The 18,427-nt window shown below is 51.0% G+C and carries 18 protein-coding genes and 1 tRNA gene; 3 read left to right on the plus strand and 16 right to left on the minus strand.

Annotation, left to right across the window (positions count from 1 at the left end):
• Positions 1-12 precede the first annotated feature (12 nt).
• Together BBD42_RS07535 and clpP are read left to right on the plus strand one after the other, a co-directional pair.
• Positions 13-84 (plus strand) — tRNA-Arg (locus tag BBD42_RS07535).
• A 229-nt stretch (positions 85-313) separates the two neighbouring features.
• Positions 314-895: an ATP-dependent Clp endopeptidase proteolytic subunit ClpP gene (clpP, locus tag BBD42_RS07540; protein WP_056032494.1), complete on the plus strand. Its 582-nt coding sequence runs from the start codon at positions 314-316 to the stop codon at positions 893-895.
• A gap of 187 nt (positions 896-1,082) precedes the next feature.
• Here the strand turns inward: clpP and BBD42_RS07545 are convergent, their stop codons facing one another.
• The 5 genes from BBD42_RS07545 to BBD42_RS07565 form a co-directional block, all read right to left on the minus strand.
• Positions 1,083-1,352 (minus strand): HPr family phosphocarrier protein, encoded by a 270-nt coding sequence (locus BBD42_RS07545; RefSeq protein WP_046234108.1) that lies wholly within the window; start codon positions 1,350-1,352, stop codon positions 1,083-1,085.
• A 97-nt stretch (positions 1,353-1,449) separates the two neighbouring features.
• Positions 1,450-2,379, minus strand: a complete 930-nt coding sequence (whiA, locus tag BBD42_RS07550; RefSeq protein WP_099517685.1) for a DNA-binding protein WhiA — start codon at positions 2,377-2,379, stop codon at positions 1,450-1,452.
• Between the two features lie 6 nt (positions 2,380-2,385).
• Positions 2,386-3,372 (minus strand): gluconeogenesis factor YvcK family protein, encoded by a 987-nt coding sequence (locus tag BBD42_RS07555; RefSeq protein WP_056032501.1) that lies wholly within the window; start codon positions 3,370-3,372, stop codon positions 2,386-2,388.
• 12 nt (positions 3,373-3,384) lie between these two features.
• Positions 3,385-4,272, minus strand: a complete 888-nt coding sequence (gene rapZ, locus BBD42_RS07560) for an RNase adapter RapZ (RefSeq protein WP_056032504.1) — start codon at positions 4,270-4,272, stop codon at positions 3,385-3,387.
• Between the two features lie 53 nt (positions 4,273-4,325).
• Complete coding sequence (locus tag BBD42_RS07565; RefSeq protein WP_056032507.1) at positions 4,326-5,276, minus strand: ROK family glucokinase; 951 nt, start codon at positions 5,274-5,276, stop codon at positions 4,326-4,328.
• Positions 5,277-5,843: 567 nt separating this feature from the next.
• Between BBD42_RS07565 and BBD42_RS07570 the strand changes: the two genes are divergently transcribed.
• On the plus strand, positions 5,844-6,410 hold the full coding sequence (locus BBD42_RS07570; protein WP_099517686.1) for a glycerol-3-phosphate responsive antiterminator: 567 nt from the start codon (positions 5,844-5,846) through the stop codon (positions 6,408-6,410).
• A 366-nt stretch (positions 6,411-6,776) separates the two neighbouring features.
• Here BBD42_RS07570 and trxB read toward each other — a convergent pair whose 3' ends face one another.
• From trxB to BBD42_RS07625, 11 genes are all read right to left on the minus strand, one after another.
• The gene (trxB, locus tag BBD42_RS07575) at positions 6,777-7,724 is read right to left on the minus strand and encodes a thioredoxin-disulfide reductase (RefSeq protein ID WP_099517687.1); all 948 of its coding nucleotides are present in this window, start codon (positions 7,722-7,724) and stop codon (positions 6,777-6,779) included.
• Positions 7,725-7,784: 60 nt separating this feature from the next.
• Positions 7,785-9,536, minus strand: a complete 1,752-nt coding sequence (locus BBD42_RS07580) for a tetratricopeptide repeat protein (protein WP_056032516.1) — start codon at positions 9,534-9,536, stop codon at positions 7,785-7,787.
• Positions 9,537-9,860: 324 nt separating this feature from the next.
• On the minus strand, positions 9,861-10,811 hold the full coding sequence (locus BBD42_RS07585; protein WP_056032519.1) for a ribose-phosphate diphosphokinase: 951 nt from the start codon (positions 10,809-10,811) through the stop codon (positions 9,861-9,863).
• Between the two features lie 142 nt (positions 10,812-10,953).
• On the minus strand, positions 10,954-11,760 hold the full coding sequence (hisJ, locus tag BBD42_RS07590) for a histidinol-phosphatase HisJ (RefSeq protein ID WP_056032522.1): 807 nt from the start codon (positions 11,758-11,760) through the stop codon (positions 10,954-10,956).
• 67 nt (positions 11,761-11,827) lie between these two features.
• Entirely contained in the window at positions 11,828-12,562 is a 735-nt protein-coding gene (gene hisIE, locus BBD42_RS07595) for a bifunctional phosphoribosyl-AMP cyclohydrolase/phosphoribosyl-ATP diphosphatase HisIE (protein WP_099517688.1), read from the minus strand.
• Positions 12,559-13,317 (minus strand): imidazole glycerol phosphate synthase subunit HisF, encoded by a 759-nt coding sequence (gene hisF / locus BBD42_RS07600; protein WP_099517689.1) that lies wholly within the window; start codon positions 13,315-13,317, stop codon positions 12,559-12,561. Before hisF ends, hisIE begins: the two co-directional genes overlap by 4 nt.
• Before the next feature lie 246 nt (positions 13,318-13,563).
• Positions 13,564-14,181: an imidazole glycerol phosphate synthase subunit HisH gene (gene hisH / locus BBD42_RS07605; RefSeq protein ID WP_099517690.1), complete on the minus strand. Its 618-nt coding sequence runs from the start codon at positions 14,179-14,181 to the stop codon at positions 13,564-13,566.
• A gap of 1 nt (position 14,182) precedes the next feature.
• On the minus strand, positions 14,183-14,782 hold the full coding sequence (gene hisB, locus BBD42_RS07610; protein ID WP_099517691.1) for an imidazoleglycerol-phosphate dehydratase HisB: 600 nt from the start codon (positions 14,780-14,782) through the stop codon (positions 14,183-14,185).
• 95 nt (positions 14,783-14,877) lie between these two features.
• Complete coding sequence (hisD, locus tag BBD42_RS07615) at positions 14,878-16,155, minus strand: histidinol dehydrogenase (protein ID WP_481855967.1); 1,278 nt, start codon at positions 16,153-16,155, stop codon at positions 14,878-14,880.
• A 199-nt stretch (positions 16,156-16,354) separates the two neighbouring features.
• The gene (gene hisG, locus BBD42_RS07620) at positions 16,355-16,963 is read right to left on the minus strand and encodes an ATP phosphoribosyltransferase (RefSeq protein ID WP_046234141.1); all 609 of its coding nucleotides are present in this window, start codon (positions 16,961-16,963) and stop codon (positions 16,355-16,357) included.
• Positions 16,964-16,995: 32 nt separating this feature from the next.
• A complete protein-coding gene (locus BBD42_RS07625; RefSeq protein ID WP_099517692.1) occupies positions 16,996-18,228 on the minus strand; it encodes an ATP phosphoribosyltransferase regulatory subunit in 1,233 nt (410 codons plus the stop codon).
• Positions 18,229-18,427 lie beyond the last annotated feature (199 nt).

Here is an 18,427-nt window from a genome sequence, read left to right on the forward strand (position 1 = left end):
ACTTTTATACATGCGCCCGTGGTCCAATGGATATGACGTAGGCCTCCGGAGCCTGAGATCTAGGTTCGATTCCTAGCGGGCGCGTTCTGATTTGCCCATAACGACATACAGCAAGCAATCGTGTTTATGAAGCCTAGTATGTGGCCACCCTGATGAAAGGGTGGTTTTTTTATATCGTTTTTTAGCTGCTAAAAGGCGTGCGATAGAGAAAAATCTGATTTGTCTGACTATCTTTGACTTTTAACGTTTCATCCGCTATTATGATGTTACGGCAATATCAATCTTGTTATTTTTCGGAGGAGGTTTACAGGATATGAATTTCGTCCCTATGGTTATTGAGCAAACTAATCGCGGAGAGCGCTCCTACGACATCTATTCCCGGTTATTGAAGGATCGTATTATCTTCTTGGGCTCGGGCGTCAATGACGTTGTAGCCAACTCCATCATCGCACAGATGCTGTTTCTGACAGCTGATGACCCTGAGAAAGACATCTCCCTTTACATTAACAGCCCTGGCGGTTCCATCACCTCGGGTATGGCTATCTATGATACGATGCAATACATCAAGCCTGACGTATCCACCATTTGTGTAGGTATGGCAGCATCGATGGGCGCTTTCCTGCTTGCAGCAGGCGCCAAAGGCAAGCGTTACGCGCTTCCGAACAGCGAGGTTATGATTCACCAGCCGCTAGGCGGCGCAGAAGGCCAAGCGAGCGATATCGAAATCCGCGCTCGCCGTATTATCAAAATGCGCGACCACTTGAATGGCATCCTGTCCGAGCGCACAGGCCAACCGCTTGAGCGCGTGGAGAAAGATACCGATCGCGACTATTTCATGAGCGCAGCAGAAGCTTGCGAGTATGGTCTGGTTGACAAGGTTATTGAGAAAATCTAATTGCCCCGCATTATTGTGGGCGCATAACAAAAGAAACCCGGTTCAGGCGAACCGGGTTTCTTTTGTTATGCGCTTTTGTTATAAACTTTTTTCAACCAAAAAACCGCCCCAGATCATTCTGATCCAGAAGGCGGCATGGCCAAATAATAGGGTTATGAGCAAGCGAGCCCCTACTGAATAGGGCTTCTTATTGGTTCTCCAGCTCTTCCTTGCTTACCAATGCAGCTAAAGCGTTTACAGCCTGTTCTGCGTCCGAGCCTTCCGCACTTATGAAAACTTCAGTGCCCGAACTGATTGCCAAGCTCATAATTCCCATAATCGATTTGGCATTCACTTTCTTGTCGTCTTTCTCGACGAATACTTCAGATGAAAATTTATTAGCTTCTTGTACGAATAATGCTGCAGGTCTTGCATGAAGACCCGTCTTTAGTCGAACGACAACCGGAAGCCTTGTCATGGAAACCATACCCCCTATATCTTATTCAATCCTTAATTATGCCGATAATTTTAAACTCATTGTATCATTATACCATCGGAAACAAGAAGTTAAAAGTTTAGCCATTGCGTATTTTTTCAGCAAGCTCGTCAATTTTGCGAAGACGATGGTTTACACCCGACTTGCTTACTGACCCTTTCAGCAGTTCGCCAACTTCCTTCAAGTTCAGATCGGGGTGCTGCAGGCGAATTTCAGCGACTTCCTTGAGCTTATCCGGCAAGTTATCAAGGCCCAGCTCGCGGTCCAGCAGTTTAATATTATCAATCTGCCGTACGGACGCGCCAATGGTCTTGTTCAGGTTCGCCGTCTCGCAATTGACGATGCGATTGACGGAATTGCGCATGTCGCGCATAATCCTTACATCCTCGAATTTGAACAGCGCCTGATGAGCGCCGATAATGTTCAGCAGCTCAATAATTTTCTCGCCTTCCTTAATGTAAAAAATAAAGCCTTTCTTCCGTTCAATGCAGCGGGCATTCAGCTCGAACTTATTGGCAAGCTCCACTAATGAGGCGCAATATTCCTCATACATCGAAGAGATTTCCAAATGGTACGAGGAACCCTCAGGGTTATTCACTGAACCTCCAGCAAGGAAAGCCCCGCGCAAATACGAACGCTTGCAGCAAGACTTCTTGATCATCGCTTTATCGATTCCGGAGTTGAACACGAAACCTTCCGACACGATATGAAGCTTGCTCAATATAGATTGTACCATTGTTGGAATACGTACGATATACACATTGTTCTTTTTCAGCCGCATTTTTTTCCGAACCAACAGCTCGGTGTGTACCTCAAAGTGCTTTTTGACCAGAGAATAAATACGACGGGCTATGGCAGCATTTTCTGTTGAGATGTCCAAAATGACTTTGCGGCTGGATAAGCTGACAGAACCATTCATCCGAATGAGTGCGGAAAGCTCTGCAAGCTCACAGCAGGAATCCGCTTCAATAAGCGTAAGTTCCTTTTTCGTTTGTGCCGCAAACGACATGGTTTGTCACCTCTTTCTAATCATCCAGTTTTCCACTAGCTTATAAATATGATGGCTTAGACGCTCGGCATCATGCCTTAGAAACGTCTGGAATAAAACAAAACGATCCGCAATAACCTCGCAGCCCTTGCTGCGAATAGCTTCCAAATCAATAGCAACGGGCTTTGCGCCCATCTCTGCATATTTGGCTTCCACTTGCGGTGAAATTTCACCATTGTTCACAATGACATAATCAAATAATTGCAGGCCGATATGGGCCTCAATCGCATTCATATGATCCGATACCGTATAATTGTCCGTCTCGCCCGGCTGCGTCATCACATTGCACACAAACAGCTTGACGGCGCAAGATTCCGTAATTGCTTGGGCAAGCATGGGAACAATCAAATTCGGCATAATGCTCGTGTACAAGCTTCCAGGCCCAATAAGAATGGCATCTGCTTGCTCAATCGCCTTGACTGCTTCTGGCAGCGCGTGTGCTTTCTCCGAATCAATGAATACACGCTTGATCGCTTGACCCGCCTTTGGAATCATCGACTCTCCAATGACGATCGAGCCATCGGCCATTTCTGCCTTGAGCACGATAGCCTGGGCTGCCGCAGGCAAAACCCGTCCGCGCACCGCCAGCACCCTGCTCAGCTCGCGTACGCCCGTCACAAAATCGCCTGTGATGTCAGCCATAGCAGCCAGCATTAAATTGCCGAGACTATGCCCGGCAAGCCCCGTGCCTGAATTGAATCGGTATTGCAGCACCTCTGCAAGCAGCGGCTCCGTATCAGCGAGCGCCATCAGCACATTGCGAACATCGCCCGGAGGCGGGATTTGCAGCTCATTGCGCAGCACGCCGGAGCTGCCCCCATCATCCGCAACGGTGACGATGGCTGTAATATCCATGGGCTTTTCCTTCAGCCCGCGCAGCATAACGGATAATCCTGTGCCTCCGCCAATGACCACGATCTTGGGAGGCGCTCCTATTTTGTGCCTGTTCTGCATACGTTCCCTCCGTTAATGCCTGTCGCGGTCGGAATCGCGATGGCTGACGCGTACCCGTTCCGTATCGCTGCTTCCCAGCACACGGCCCAAGTATTCCGAAATCGCCACCGAGCGATGTTTTCCTCCGGTACAGCCAATACCGATAACGACCTGGCTCTTCCCTTCCTTATGATAAAGCGGAAGGAGGAACTGGAGCATATCAACCAGTTTGGCCAGAAACGCCTGCGTTTCCGGCCATTTCATCACATATTCATAAACCTCAGGCGTCTGGCCGGTATTTGGGCGCAGATGCTCAATATAATGAGGATTAGGCAAAAAACGCACATCATAAATTAAATCCGCATCAATCGGAATGCCATATTTAAAGCCGAAAGAAATGACATTGACCGACAAGCTATTTTGCTCCAAATTCGTAAACCTGGAAATAATCCGTTCCTTCAGCTGTGCGGGCTTGATGCTGCTGGTATCAATAACCAGCGATGCAGAACCCTTCAAATCCTCCAGCATTCTGCGCTCCAGCTTAATGCCGTCCAGCGGCAAGCCGTCGGGCACAAGCGGGTGGCGGCGGCGGCTCTCCTTATAACGTTGAACGAGCACGCCATCCGTCGCATCCAGGAACAGTATCTCACAGCTTATGGTAGAATGGTCTTTAATATAACTTAAAGACTCCGCTAAAGCTGTAAAAAACTCCCTGCCGCGCAAGTCAATAACTAAGGCAACCTTGCCGATCTTCCCGTTTGATTGCTCAATCAGCTCTGCAAACTTAGGGATAAGCACCGGGGGCAAATTATCGACGCAGAAGAAGCCAAGATCCTCTAGACTTTGTACAGCAATCGTCTTGCCCGCGCCTGACATCCCTGTAATAATAACAAGCTTCGCTAGTGCCGCTGCCGTCTCCATCTTCTTCTCCTCCTCACAAGCGGGGAAATGTCCCTGTTATCCTATGTTTATCGCTACGAGCGCAAAATCAATCCCGCTGCGCCAACGACACCTGCATTGTTGCCGAGCGTAGCAGGGATGATTTTCACGCCATCCTGCGCTTCTTTCTGTGTATACTTCTCGAATACTTCGCGAATTTGCTCGAACAGAAACTCGCCGGCTTTGGACACGCCGCCGCCAATAATAAAGCATTCCGGATTCAGCACGACGGCCATCAGTGCCATCGAGCGTCCCAAATAATACGCCGCACGGCTTACAATGCGCATAGCTACTTCGTCTCCAGCTTTTGCTGCATCGATTACGTCCTTCGCCATGATGTCTGTCACTTGAGCAAGCGTCGTACGGTCGCCGCGCTCCACAGCATCCTTCGCCATACGGATAATGCCCGTTGCGGAAGAAACCGTTTCGAGGCAGCCCATCTTGCCGCAGCCGCACTGAATCGCTTCGAGATCCGGCACAATTGCAATATGTCCAAGCTCGCCAGCCATGCCGGCGAAGCCTTCGACGATTTTGCCGCCGATAATAATACCGCCGCCTACACCTGTACCAAGCGTGTAGCATACGCAGTGGTCGATGCCTTTGCCCGCGCCAGCCCAAGCCTCGCCCAGCGCTGCCACGTTTGCATCATTGTTTACAAGCACTTTAGTTGCCAGCTTGGCTTCCAAATAGTCTTTCAAATTTACGTCGCGAATCTTCAAATTCGGCGCGAACTTAATATAGCCCGACGGAATGTCCAGGAAACCGGCGATTCCTACGCCTACGCCGCCAACCTGCTCCCATTCATAAGAAGATTCAGCGACGATGGCACGCGCATAAGCAGCAATATTTTCAAGGATAGCATCCGTACCTTTATTCGTTTCTGTGGGACCTTCATACGTGTGAAGCAAATCCCCGTTCTCGTTGCACAATCCGACCTTAATTGCCGTTCCGCCAACATCGATTCCAACGTAAATCTTTTGAGACATTTGTAGTCCACCTCATTAATATGTTAATCTTCTCTGTCCACTATAAGCGAAGCTCCTCCCTCTGGTCAAGGCAGGAAGCTCCTTGCTGCCGCTGGATTTGCACGTTGAGTTCACCCCGTATATCCATTAGACTAGGGTCAAGGTGAAACGGCTGTCGCGGTCCTTTGGCGGCGAAGCGCGTTTCATTCCGAGAAATATAGAGAAAGGATAACGAAATGATATACTTTCCTATATTTCAAGGTGAAACGGCTGTCGCGGTCCTTTGGCGGCAAAGCGCGTTTCATTCCGAGAAATATAGAGAAAGGATAACGAAATGATATACTTTCCTATATTTCAAGGTGAAACGGCTGTCGCCTTCCTTTGGCGGCGCAGCGCGTTTCATTCCGAGAAATATAAAGAAGGGATGGGAACATCACATACTTTCTCTATATTTCAAGCGAACACATCGCTTCCCGCCCTAGATGGCGGACTCCGTTCCGCATTTGAATCGAAGCAGCGTTTACACGCCTAACTGGCAGCTTATTATAGATCAATGAATCCACATCCCCGATAAGGAGGTATTCGGCCTTGCCCTTTCACAACCAGCAAATATTGCCTGCCCCGCGAAAAACGAAAGATTTGGAAAAGCTGATGACCTCTGACTTCTCCTATATTGTGCTGCTGGAGACGCATATCAGCCAACTGAAGAGCATTTTCGAGCTGGCGAATGCCTATGGAAAAAAAATACTGCTCCACGCCGATTTAATCGGCGGCCTCAAAAATGACGAATACGCCGCCGAATATTTGTGCCAGATGATTCGCCCGGCCGGACTTATTTCTACACGCGGCGCCGTCATTAGCACGGCCAAGAAAAATGGCCTTATTGCGATACAGCGCTTGTTTCTGCTGGATACCCAGGCATTGGAGAAAAGCTATGTGCTGCTGGAGCGCACGAAGCCTGATTATATTGAAGTGCTGCCAGGCGTCATGCCGCATATCATTCGTGAAGTTTTTGAACGGACGGGCATTCCGATTTTTGCCGGCGGCCTGATCCGAACTGTAGCAGATGTAGAAAATGCAACTGCCGCTGGGGCTACAGCGGTGACCACCTCGCGCAGCGAGCTGTGGACGCATTTTGCGTCTACAAGCAAATGATTGTATTCGGCAAGCCGATGCCGCTCGCGTCAATGCTGCGCCACCCGTCCCCCACACAGGTACATAGTGCTGCTTGTTCTGGGGTACTGCCCAAACATACAACCGTACAATAAACATACAACCGTACAATAAACATACAACCGTACAATAAACATACAACCGTACAATAAACATACAACCGTACAATAAACATACAACCGTACAATAAACATACAACCGTACAATAAACATACAATAAATACCCCTTTGCCTTATTCATCAGGCAAAGGGGTATTTGCTGCATTTCGATCTAGGGAACTAGGAAGCCCAGCGTTTAATAGGCGCTTGCGCCTTATGCGCGTATTTAACCTAACCGCCGATCTATGTTTACAGGGACTGGCTCCAGTCATGCGTCATGCTGCCTTCGAGGAAACGTTCGCAATCGAGCGCCGCCATACAGCCGCTGCCCGCAGCGGTAATCGCTTGGCGATATTTGCTGTCCTGCACATCGCCACAAGCGAAGATGCCTGGAACGTTCGTCTCGGAAGTGCCCGGTTTTACTTTAATGTAGCCATGCTCATCCGTATCGATCTGCCCGTTAAGGAAGCCAGTATTCGGCGTGTGTCCGATCGCTATGAAAATGCCGTGCGTCTCAATGACTTCTTCACTGCCCGTTTCATTGTTGCGTACTTTAAGGCCAGTAACGCCCATTGGCCCAGCTACAACCTCAACTGGCGTGCGGTTTAGGCTCCAGTCGATTTTCTCGTTTTCGCGCGCGCGATCCTGCATGATCTTAGAAGCGCGCAGCTCATCACGGCGGTTAACAAGCTCTACATTCGTCGCGAAGCGAGTCAGGAAGCTAGCTTCCTCCATGGCGGAGTCGCCGCCGCCAACCACGATGATTTTTTTGCCGCGGAAGAAAAATCCGTCGCAAGTGGCGCAGGTGCTGACACCGCGGCCTACGTTTTCTTTTTCCCCAGGAATGCCCAAGTATTTCGCTGAAGCGCCCGTCGAAATAATAAGCGACTCGCCTACGAATTCGCCTTTGCCTTCTACTTGCAGCTTGAACGGTCTCGCGGAAGTATCCACGCTGTTCACCCAGCCCGTAATGAACTCTGCACCGAAACGCTCCGCTTGCTTGCGCATATTAGCCATCAAATCCGGACCCATAATGCCTTCTGGAAAGCCCGGGAAGTTTTCTACTTCCGTTGTCGTCGTCAATTGTCCGCCCGGCTCCGGTCCTTCAATAACTAGCGGCTTCATGTTTGCACGAGCCAAATAAATCGCAGCCGTCAGTCCCGCAGGACCCGTACCGATAATAATCGCTTTATACATTCTGTAACCCTCCTTAAATTTTGCCCTATCCCTATTATATTTCACAGACGCGCCTGCTCGCTATTCCAGCGGCTCATCTGGCGCAAATACCGAATTAATCGAACGCATCTTTTCCTTAATGCCGCACACTTGATCGATCCGCTTCGCATTTTTGCTGACCGTTGCAATGGAAGTGCCATAACGAACGGATACCTCATGATACGAAATCGTGCGCCGATGCATCTTCGCCGTCAAATATTCCAGTGCTGCGGCCCAGCCTTCGACCTTGCTCAGCTTCGGAACGTCCGGATAAACCCGGCTGAGAAACTCGACCCACAGCGTCATCAGATCATGCTGCTGGATCAGATCATAACGTTTGTTCATTCGCGATAACGCAGCTTCTACTACTTCCTGCCATTTGGCTTCCCACACAGGCAGACGAGAAGGAACACGATTCGGTTCAATGACCGTCTCCTTGCCTTCCAAAATCGCCTGCAGAGGCTCCTGTACATCAATGGTGCGCAGGACGAAAATCGCAATCCGCTTCAAATAATCGTCTTCGCCCGGTTCGATTAGAAACGCTCTTAGCGCATCCTTCACTTCATTGTCGGCAATCATGCCGAGCGCCTGAATAACTTGCAGCTTCGTGTTCCGATCGCCGTGGCGCAGCGCCCAGAAGAAGGAGGAGCGGACGAGCGGATCGCGCTTCAAATGATCAGGCAATCCATCCGAGGAGTTTTCCCAAAGCTTGAACTGCTCCTCAAACGGCAAATGATAATGGTAGCTGACTGCTGATTTATGCTGCCCTTGCTTCACCAGCTCCAGTTGCTCCATATAATAACGGGGGATATTCGACTTTGGATCAAGCTTCGCTGTCTGCCGCCACAATCGCTCGGCTTCATGGAACCGCCCGATATTGCAAGCCGCTACAGCCGCGTAATGGTACAGGCATGGATCCTGATTTAAATCAGGGTCCTTCAGCAAACGAAGGAAGTGGCGGTAAGCCGCCTCATGCTCGCCAAGAATGCCCATCGTCGTAGCCAGCTTAAACACATGCTCCTCATGAAAAGGTGCCGTCTTGCGCAGAAGCTCCACCAGCGGAGCCAAACTTTTCTCGTCCTCCGCATGCTGATAAAAGATGGCCAAATTGCACAAGGCATGCAGGTTGCCCGCATCAATATGCAGCGCCTCATGAATCGTTTCCATCGCCTTATCGAACAGACCCATATAATAATAAGCGAGCGCCAAATTGTTGCGTGCGGCCAGAAACTCCGGCTGTGCCGCAATAATGTCCTCCAGCAGGCGAACCGCCTCGGTAAACTTGCCTTCCTCCAGCAGCGTGCGTGCCTGATCATGCTCAAACAGGCCTTCACGCGCCTTAATGCTCGTTACCCGCGTTGGACGCTCCAGCTCATAATCGAGCAATTCCATCATTTCTTCCGCCTCATCGAGGTACTGCCCATCCGCATCCTCTTCGAGATATTGCACCAAAGCCCCTTCAGCGGCTTCATATTGTTCCATATTGGCATAGTTGTTCGCCATATAAAAATGGCATTCCGTCATCGTAGGATCAAGCTCATCGACGATCCAATGCAAAATTTTATTGGATTCCTCATAATTGCCCATTTCCGATAAAATGCCAGCCATATTACAATGGTTAACCGGATTTTCCGGCTCATATTCCACAGCACGGCGAAAATATTTAAGTGCCTTGTCATAGTGGTATCGGTCCAATGAGCGGACAGCCCGTTCGAAAAAGAATGTGGCATCCCACTGAATAGGTATGATTTTCGTTTTTGGCTCAGCTGTGGCCGCGCGTTTCTTTCCCTTCATTGGCAAGGCACCTCCCGGAAACTTCATTTTCTACGATTATAACATAGGAACGGTCAAGTCGCGCACTCAAACTAAAGGAAACGCTCCAGGACAGCTGCAATGACCCGCGTTCCATTGCGACAAAAGGCAAAAAGTTATGAAAATCGCGGGCGTTTTAATAACCGCCCGCGATTCTCATATAAGTATTTATGCTGTTTGTGGTAAAGAGTCCACAAGGTGAAACGGCTGTTGCTGTCCTCTGGAAGAACAGCGCGTTTCATTCTGAGAAATATAGAGAAAGGATGGGATAATCATATACTTTCCTATACTTAAAAAAAGTTCTCGCTACACGCCTGCATTTTTGAACAGGGTGCTGATCGAACCGCCTTCAATAATGATGCGTGTCGCTTCTGCAAGCAGAGGAGCAACCGATAGCACCGTGAAACGGTCCGGACGGTTGTCAGGCAGGAGAATAGAGTCGGTTACGACTACTTCTCTAATACTTGGAATATCCAAACGCTCAATAGCATTGCCGGAAAAGAGAGGGTGAGTAGCGCACACGTACACATCTTCCGCACCACGTTCCTTCAAGCTTTCGACTACATTGACAATCGTTGTGCCGGTATCAATCAGATCCTCGATAATAATCGGTGTCTGGCCTTCAACATCACCAATAACATGGGTAATCGATGATTCATTATGTGCTGGACGCTTCTTGATCATAATCGCGAACGAAGTGTCCAAGTAGTTGGCAAGCTTCTCGGCAGTCGAAGCGCGTCCAGCATCTGGCGATACGACAACTGGGTTTTTAATATTTTTCGATTTCAAATAATCGCTGAGCAGATCAAGAGCTGTCATATGATCGACCGGAATATTAAAGAAGCCCTGAATTGCTGGTGCATGCAAGTCAATCGTAACGACGCGGGTCGCCCCAACTGTCGTCAATACGTCTGCAACCATTTTTGCGGAAATCGGTTCCCGCGGCGCGGATTTACGCTCCTGACGGGCATAACCGTAATACGGCATAATAATGTTAATTGTTTTCGCCGAAGCCCGTTTCGCTGCATCGATCATAACTAGCAGCTCCACGAAATATTCGTTGATCGGATGCGAAAACGATTGAACCAGAAATACGTCGCAGTTCCGGATGGTTTCTTCATAGTGGACATAAATTTCGCCACTCTTGAATCTGGACATCTTAATGGCGCCGAGCGTCAATCCTAAATCCGAAGCAATCTTCTGAGCTAGTTCCGGATTAGACGATCCCGAGAAAATACGCAACTTGTCGCTTAACATAATACCCTCCTGAGCGTTTAAACCAAATAAGTTTTACCTGACTAGGCTTTCAATGCGCAACGCCTGCTTGCCCTAAGCTTGTGCTCCGGGCACAGCCCGTTTGCGCTTGGTCAATACCATTATACATCGAATTGCTAATAATTCAAAAATCAATACTGACTAATTTTCGACGATCAAAGGTCGCGAGCTGCGAAAAACCGACTTCTTTCAACATCAGACGCGCTTGATCGAGGTATTGTGCCAGTCTTTCTGGCTGATGCGCATCCGAGCCAACCGTAATTGGAATGCCCAGCTTAAGCGCATATTCCAGCATTCTGCGGCTCGGGAACATTTCCTCCGCTGGTGTCCGCAAGCCCGAGGCATTCAATTCAATCGCAACGCCATGCCGCTTGACGGCTTCGAGCGCTGCATTTTCCAAATGCGTTACATCTTCCTCCGGCTTAAAGCCAAAACGCTTGATTACATCGATATGCCCGATAAAATCATAAAGCCCGGTTGCCGCCGCCTTCTGTACCGCATCATAATACTGCTCATATACCGCCAGCCGGTTTTTGCCTTCCCAGCCATGCGTCTGGCGAAAATCGGTAATATCCCACTCGCCGAGAAAATGCACCGAGCCAATGACATAATCGAACGGATACGCTTTAATGATATCCTCGATTTGCCGCTCGTAACCCTCGATATAATCGCCTTCCAGCCCGACGCGTATGTCGATTTGATGTTTGTACTTCTCCTTGAGCGTCAAACACTCCTCGACATAACGCGGCAGCTCCTCCATTGGCATGGCCATCTCTGGATAATACGTCGCCGGATCGACATGAATAAGCGGCAAATGGTCGGACAAGCCGAGCTGGTCAAGCCCCAGTTCAATGCCCTTCTGTACGTATTCCTCAAGCGTGCCCACTGCATGCCCGCAGCGAACATGATGGGTATGGTAATCGATAAGCATAAGGCAGCCCTGCCTTTCCTTTTTTAATCCTATGAATTAAAACCGCAAAACGCGGCAATCCGCCTGGCTAGGCTTTGGACTGCTCGCGTTTCATTGCATTATTGCTGGCTGGTTTGCCGTGGCGCTGCACAAGCTCCTGCATCACATCATCCAGTGGCAAGCCCCGCTCTCTGAGCAGCACCAGCAGGTGGAAAATCAAGTCGCTCGCTTCAGAACGCAGCTCGTCGTTGTCTTGATTTTTCGCCGCGATAATCGCTTCGGTTGCTTCCTCGCCAACTTTTTTAAGAATTTTATCGATGCCTTTATCGAATAAATATGTCGTATACGCACCTTCTGGACGCTCCGCATGGCGCTCGGCAATGACGCTTTCCAGGCTGCCCAAAATCGCAAAGCGATCTCCGCCTTGGCCAACTTCAGCTGCAGCTGCCCCAGTTGACGCGGAATCTACGCCGGAATTGGCCTCCATAGCTTTATTCGCCAGCTCGATATCATTGAAAAAGCAGCTATAGCTTCCCGTATGGCAAGCTGGGCCAACTTGATGAACGCGTACCAGCAGCGTGTCGCCGTCACAGTCATAGGATAAGGACTCAATACGCTGCGTATGGCCGCTCGTTGCGCCCTTGTTCCACAGCTCGCTGCGCGAGCGGCTCCAGAACCAGGTCGAACCCGTCTCCACCGAAAGCTTAAGCGAATCCTCGTTCATATAAGCGAGCATCAGTACTTCCTTGCTTTGCACATCCTGCACGATCGCTGGCACAAGGCCGTCCTCGCTCCACTTAATCTGTTTTATCCAGTCTGTCATCTAACTTCCACGCCCTTCTGCCGCAAATCATCCTTCACTTCGCGAATCGTCATTTCTTTGTAGTGAAAAATCGTCGCCGCCAGCGCAGCGTCCGCCTTGCCCTGATCGAAAACATCGCTGAAATGCTCAATTCGGCCTGCCCCGCCCGAAGCAATAACCGGAATGCCCAGCTTGCCTGATACAGCAGAGGTCAGCGGAAGATCAAAGCCATCCTTCGTTCCGTCGGCATCCATGCTCGTCAGCAAAATCTCGCCAGCGCCAAGCTTTTCCACCTCACAAGCCCACTCCAACGCTTTAATGCCTGTCGCCTGGCGGCCGCCGTGCGTATATACTTCCCACTCGCCCCACGCTTCGTTAAATTTCGCGTCTATCGCGACAACGATGCACTGGGAACCGAATTTGCGCGAGCCGTCGCGTACGAGCGAAGGATTTTTGACTGCGGCCGTATTAATGCCGATCTTGTCTGCGCCTGCGCGCAGCAGCCGCTTCATGTCGTCGACATGCGAGATGCCGCCGCCAACCGTGAACGGAATCGTAATTTCGCCTGCCGTGCGTTTGACGACCTCGATCATCGTCGCCCGGCCTTCAACCGAGGCGGAAATATCGAGAAATACGAGCTCATCCGCTCCCTCGCGGTCATAGGTAGACGCCAGCTCGACCGGATCGCCGGCATCGCGCAAGTTAACGAAATTTACGCCTTTAACGACGCGGCCGTCTTTGACATCGAGACATGGAATAATGCGTTTTGCCAGCATTTTGCACGCTCCTTATATTAGACTCATCTATGGCTTCGCCTGCGACAGCCTGTAGATATTCATTTTTTAAAATATAAGAATATATAAGCTTCACCCTTATACTCCGCTTATATTTCATCGCGAAACGTTAGATTTACCGCCAGAGGACGGCGACAGCCGTTTACGCTTGTGAAAAAATAACGTTGTCGTTCGATAGATACATGGTGCTGTTAAGCGACTTCCCGTGATGTAGCCGGCGGGGCTAGGCTAAGCCTTGCTGCTGCCGGTCAATGCGAGGAAATTGCCAAGCAGCTGCATGCCCAGCTCGCCGCTTTTTTCCGGGTGGAACTGCATGCCGTATACTTGGTCGCGCCCAACGATTGCCGTTACCTGTTGATAATAATCGGTCGTAGCCAGCAGATCGCTGCCTTGCTCCGGCTTCGCATGGAAGGAGTGGACGAAATATACATGGCCCTCTTCCAAACCCGCAAACAGCGGGCTTTGCTCCTGCTCAAAGCTAAGTTTGTTCCAGCCCATATGCGGAATTTTGTAATCGCCTTGGAAACGGATGACCTTGCCTGGCAGCAAGCCGAGGCCCTCATTATCGCCGTACTCCTCGCTCGCGCTGAACAACAGCTGCATGCCGAGGCAAATGCCGAGCAGCGGCTTGCCGGAGGCGGCAAATTGCTTCACGACCTCATCCAGCTTCGTCTCGCGCAAATTGCTCATCGCATCACCGAAGGCGCCGACACCTGGCAAAATCGCGCCATCCGCCGCCAAAATCTCCTGCGGATCAGCCGTTACAACCGCAGCATAGCCAAGACGCTCAACCGCCTTGCTAACGCTGTGAAGATTGCCCATGCCGTAATCGATGATTGCAATCATGCTACAGCACTCCTTTCGTCGAAGGCACTCCTTGTACGCGAGGATCAATGCTCGTCGCTTCATCCAGCGCCCGGCCAAGCGCCTTGAATACCGCTTCAATCATATGATGCGTATTCTGGCCGTAATGTACGATAACATGCAGCGTAATGCGCGCTTCCAGCGCCAGCTTCCATAGAAATTCGTGTACCAGCTCCACAGAGAAGCTGCCTACTTGGCTTGAAGGATACTCCGCACGGTATTCGAAATGCGGGCGGTTGCTCACATCGATAATAACCTGTGCCAGCGCCTCATCCATCGGCACGAATACGCTCGCGTAACGCTTGATGCCGCGCTTGTCGCCAAGTGCTTCACGCAGCGTTTGCCCGAGGCAAATGCCGATATCCTCCACCGTGTGGTGGTCATCGATTTCAATATCGCCTTTGGCATCAACCGTCAGGTCGAACTGGCCGTGCTTTGTGAACAAATCCAGCATATGGTTCAGGAAAGGCACATCCGTCTCAATGTTGGCCGTTCCGCTTCCGTCTACCGAAAACGCCAGCTTGATGTCTGTTTCATTTGTTTTGCGAGCTACTTCCGATACGCGTCCTGTCAATTCCGCCATTACCGATTCCTTCTTTCTTCCCGTAAAATAAATGTTTGCTTTGTTCGCCTTGTTTGCTTTATTTGCTTTGGCTGTTGCTTATCTAGCCTTGCGCTTTAGCGCCCTTCGCGCTCCAAACGGATTTGAATCGCCCGCGCATGGGCTTCAAGCCCTTCCTGCCGGGCCAGCGTCATAATTTTGTCGCCATTTGCGAGCAGCGCTTCCTTGCTATAGTAAATCAAGCTTGATTTTTTTAGAAAATCATCCACGTTGACCGGAGAGGAAAATCTCGCCGTTCCATTCGTCGGGATAATGTGGTTCGGTCCAGCGAAATAATCGCCAACCGGCTCCGAGCTGTAAGGGCCGAGGAAGATTGCCCCGGCGTTTTCGATCAAGCCGAGCAGCCTCATTGGATCGGCTGTCAGCACCTCCAGATGCTCAGGCGCCAGCTTGTTCACGACATCGATGCCCGCTTCCAGCGAGTCGACCATGAGTACGGCGCCGTAGCTGTCGATAGAAGCCCGCGCGATTGCTTGGCGCGGCAGCGTAGCGAGCTGGCGCTCCACTTCAGCGGCTACAGCGCTGGCGAGCTGCTCCGAAGGCGTAACGAGGATGGACGATGCCATCTCGTCATGCTCCGCCTGCGACAGCAGATCAGCGGCGATATAAGCCGGATCAGCCGATTCGTCGGCAAGCACGACGATTTCGCTAGGACCTGCGATGCTGTCGATATCGACAGCGCCAAATACTTCGCGCTTCGCCAGGGCGATATAAATATTGCCCGGCCCGCAAATTTTATCAACGGGCGCGATCGTTTCCGTCCCATGGGCGAGTGCGGCAATCGCCTGCGCTCCGCCTACGCGGTACATCTCCTTGACCCCTGCTTCAGCAGCAGCAACGAGAATGCCTGGATCAATGCCGTCCCGTCCGCCAGTTGACGGCGGCGTGACCATGACGATTTCCGGCACGCCAGCTACCTGGGCCGGAATGACATTCATGAGCACGGACGACGGATACGCCGCCTTGCCTCCGGGCACATAGACGCCGACCCGCTTCAGCGGGCGCAAAATTTGCCCGAGCAGCGTCCCGTCCGGCTGCAAATCCATCCACGAGTTGCGCTTCTGCTTCTCGTGGAAAGACCTGATGTTGACAGCGGCCTCGCGGATCGCTGTCAGAAAAGCGGCGTCTACCTGCTCATACGCCGCATCAATTTCCGCCTGCGTCACGCGCAGCTCCGCTGCCGTCAGCTCAGCCCTGTCCAGCTTTGCCGTGTAACGCAGCAAAGCGGCATCTCCTTCTTTGCGGACATCTGCAATAATCGTCCGCACTACTTCATTTTGCTCCGGCGATCCGTACTCCACCTCGCGCTTCAAACCGAACTGCTCCGCTCGCATAATTCTCACAATCGCCAACCCCTTTCCTTTCAGGCTCTGTTCCATTTGCTTTATGGCTCTGTTCTGCTTTTACTGCTCTGTTCTGCTTTGCTTTTACTGCTCTGCTTTGCTTTATGGCTCTGCTCTGTCTTTCTATTATCGCTCTTTCCTGCTTTTAACTCCCTGCTCCATCTACCTTAATGCAGTCGTTCCCGCAATTCTAGAGCTTTGCGCCAAGCGTTTCCTGCAATCTATCGCAGAGGCTTTGAATCGCCTCGTTTTTCATCCGGTAGCTGACGCGGTTCGCAATCAAGCGGCTCGTAATGCCGAAGATGGACTCCATCTCGACCAGGCCATTTTCGCGCAGCGTCTGTCCCGTCTCGACCATGTCGACAATGCGGTCAGCGAGGCCGATAAGTGGCGCAAGCTCTATTGAGCCGTTCAGCTTGATCACTTCTACCTGCTGCCCCAACTCGCGAAAATATTGCGAAGCCACATTCGGATATTTCGTCGCTACCCGCGGATTTATTACCGGCTTCCAATCGGGCAGCCCGATTACCGACATCCGGCACTTGGCGATGCCAAGATCCAGCAGCTCGTATACATCTTTATTTTCCTCCATCAGCACATCCTTGCCGACGATTCCAATATCTGCGACGCCATATTCCACATAAGTAGGCACGTCTACAGGCTTTGCCATAATAAACTCCATGCCTGCTTCCGGCAGCTCAATGATCAGCTTGCGCGTATCGTCAAAATCGCTTGGAATCGGCAGTCCCGCTTCGCGAAACAGCTTCGATGCCTGCTTGTAAATCCGGCCTTTCGGCATAGCTACCTTCAAAATCTCTCTGCCTGCTCCGCTCACTTGCTATCCCCTCCAAGCATTTCGTCCATACCTTCGGTAAATAGTAGAAACTCCACATATTCCACGCCTTTGAAAATAAACCGTCCCGACGTGTTCTTCGCCAGCTCCGCTGCCTCTTCTTGCCCGATACGCTCTGTCACAACCGTCGCTCCTTGGCCTCTGAGCTGCTGCGCGATTGCCAGCGCCGCTTTGCGCTCCGTCTCATCGTAGCCAATCAGCACGCGCTCAGCTTTCGCTGGTTCATCTTCATTGCCGAGCACTTCGAGTATCCGCGTCGTCTTCAGCGCGAAGCCTGTTGCTGGCGCCGGGCGGCCGAATTGGGCTAGCAAATTGTCGTATCTTCCGCCGCTCACTACAGGGAATCCAAGATCCGCCGCATAACCTTCAAAGGTCATGCCTGTATAATAGGAGAAATCGCCGATCATCGTCAGATCGATCAGCACATGCTCGCTCAGTCCGTAAGCGTCGAGCACGTCCCACATCTCGCATAAATGCTGGATAGATGCCTGTGCCGTCTCATCCGCGCTTAATTCAAGCGCCTGCTTGCATACTTCCTGGCCGCCGCGCAGCCTTAAAATCCCTTCCAGCTCGCGCTTTACAGGCTCCTCCAGCGACAGCTGGCGCAATTGCTCGCGGTAGCCGACATAATCGCGTCCCAGCAGGCACGCTTTAAGCTGCTCCTGCTCTTCCTTGCGTCCAGACAGCGATTCCTCGAACAGCCCGTTCAGGAAGCCGACATGGCCAATAGCGATCTTGAACCGTTTTACACCGGCTGCCTTCAAGGAGGCTATAGCGAGCGCCACAACCTCTGCATCCGCATCAGCCGAAGCATCGCCAACAAGCTCTACGCCCGTCTGGAAAAATTCAGCCTCTCGGCCCGCTTCCTCTTCAATTGCACGATACACATTCGCATGGTACGACAATCGCAGCGGGAATGGAGACTCCTTCAATAGCGAGGACACTACACGCGCAATAGGTGCTGTCATATCCGAACGCAGCACGAGCGTAGTTCCACGGTTGTTGAGCAGCTTGAACAGCTTTTGATCAGAGGTAGAGCTTGCTACCCCTACAGTGTCGTAATATTCCATAGTTGGCGTAATGATTTGCTCATAGCCCCAGCCCTGCATGCAGGCAAGAGCGGCATGCTCAATTCGGCGAAGCTTTGCAACAGCTTCTGGAAGATAATCTTTAACACCAATCGGTTTCTCAAATACTTTTGGTTTGGACATCTATTTTCACCCACAATTTACTTTAGTATGTTAACGCGTTGCCATATTAGCGATCTGCCAAAATAAAGAACCTAGTCGTTATGGTAACATGAAGCTTCTACTCCGTCAAGATTAGAGCTTTCCTTGTCCGGCTCCTCAACGATTACGATTCAAAATGAAGCTGCCAAGGTAGAGGAGAAGTGCTGCTAAGACGAAAAGC

The organism is Paenibacillus sp. BIHB 4019, from assembly GCF_002741035.1.
GTDB lineage: Bacteria > Bacillota > Bacilli > Paenibacillales > Paenibacillaceae > Pristimantibacillus.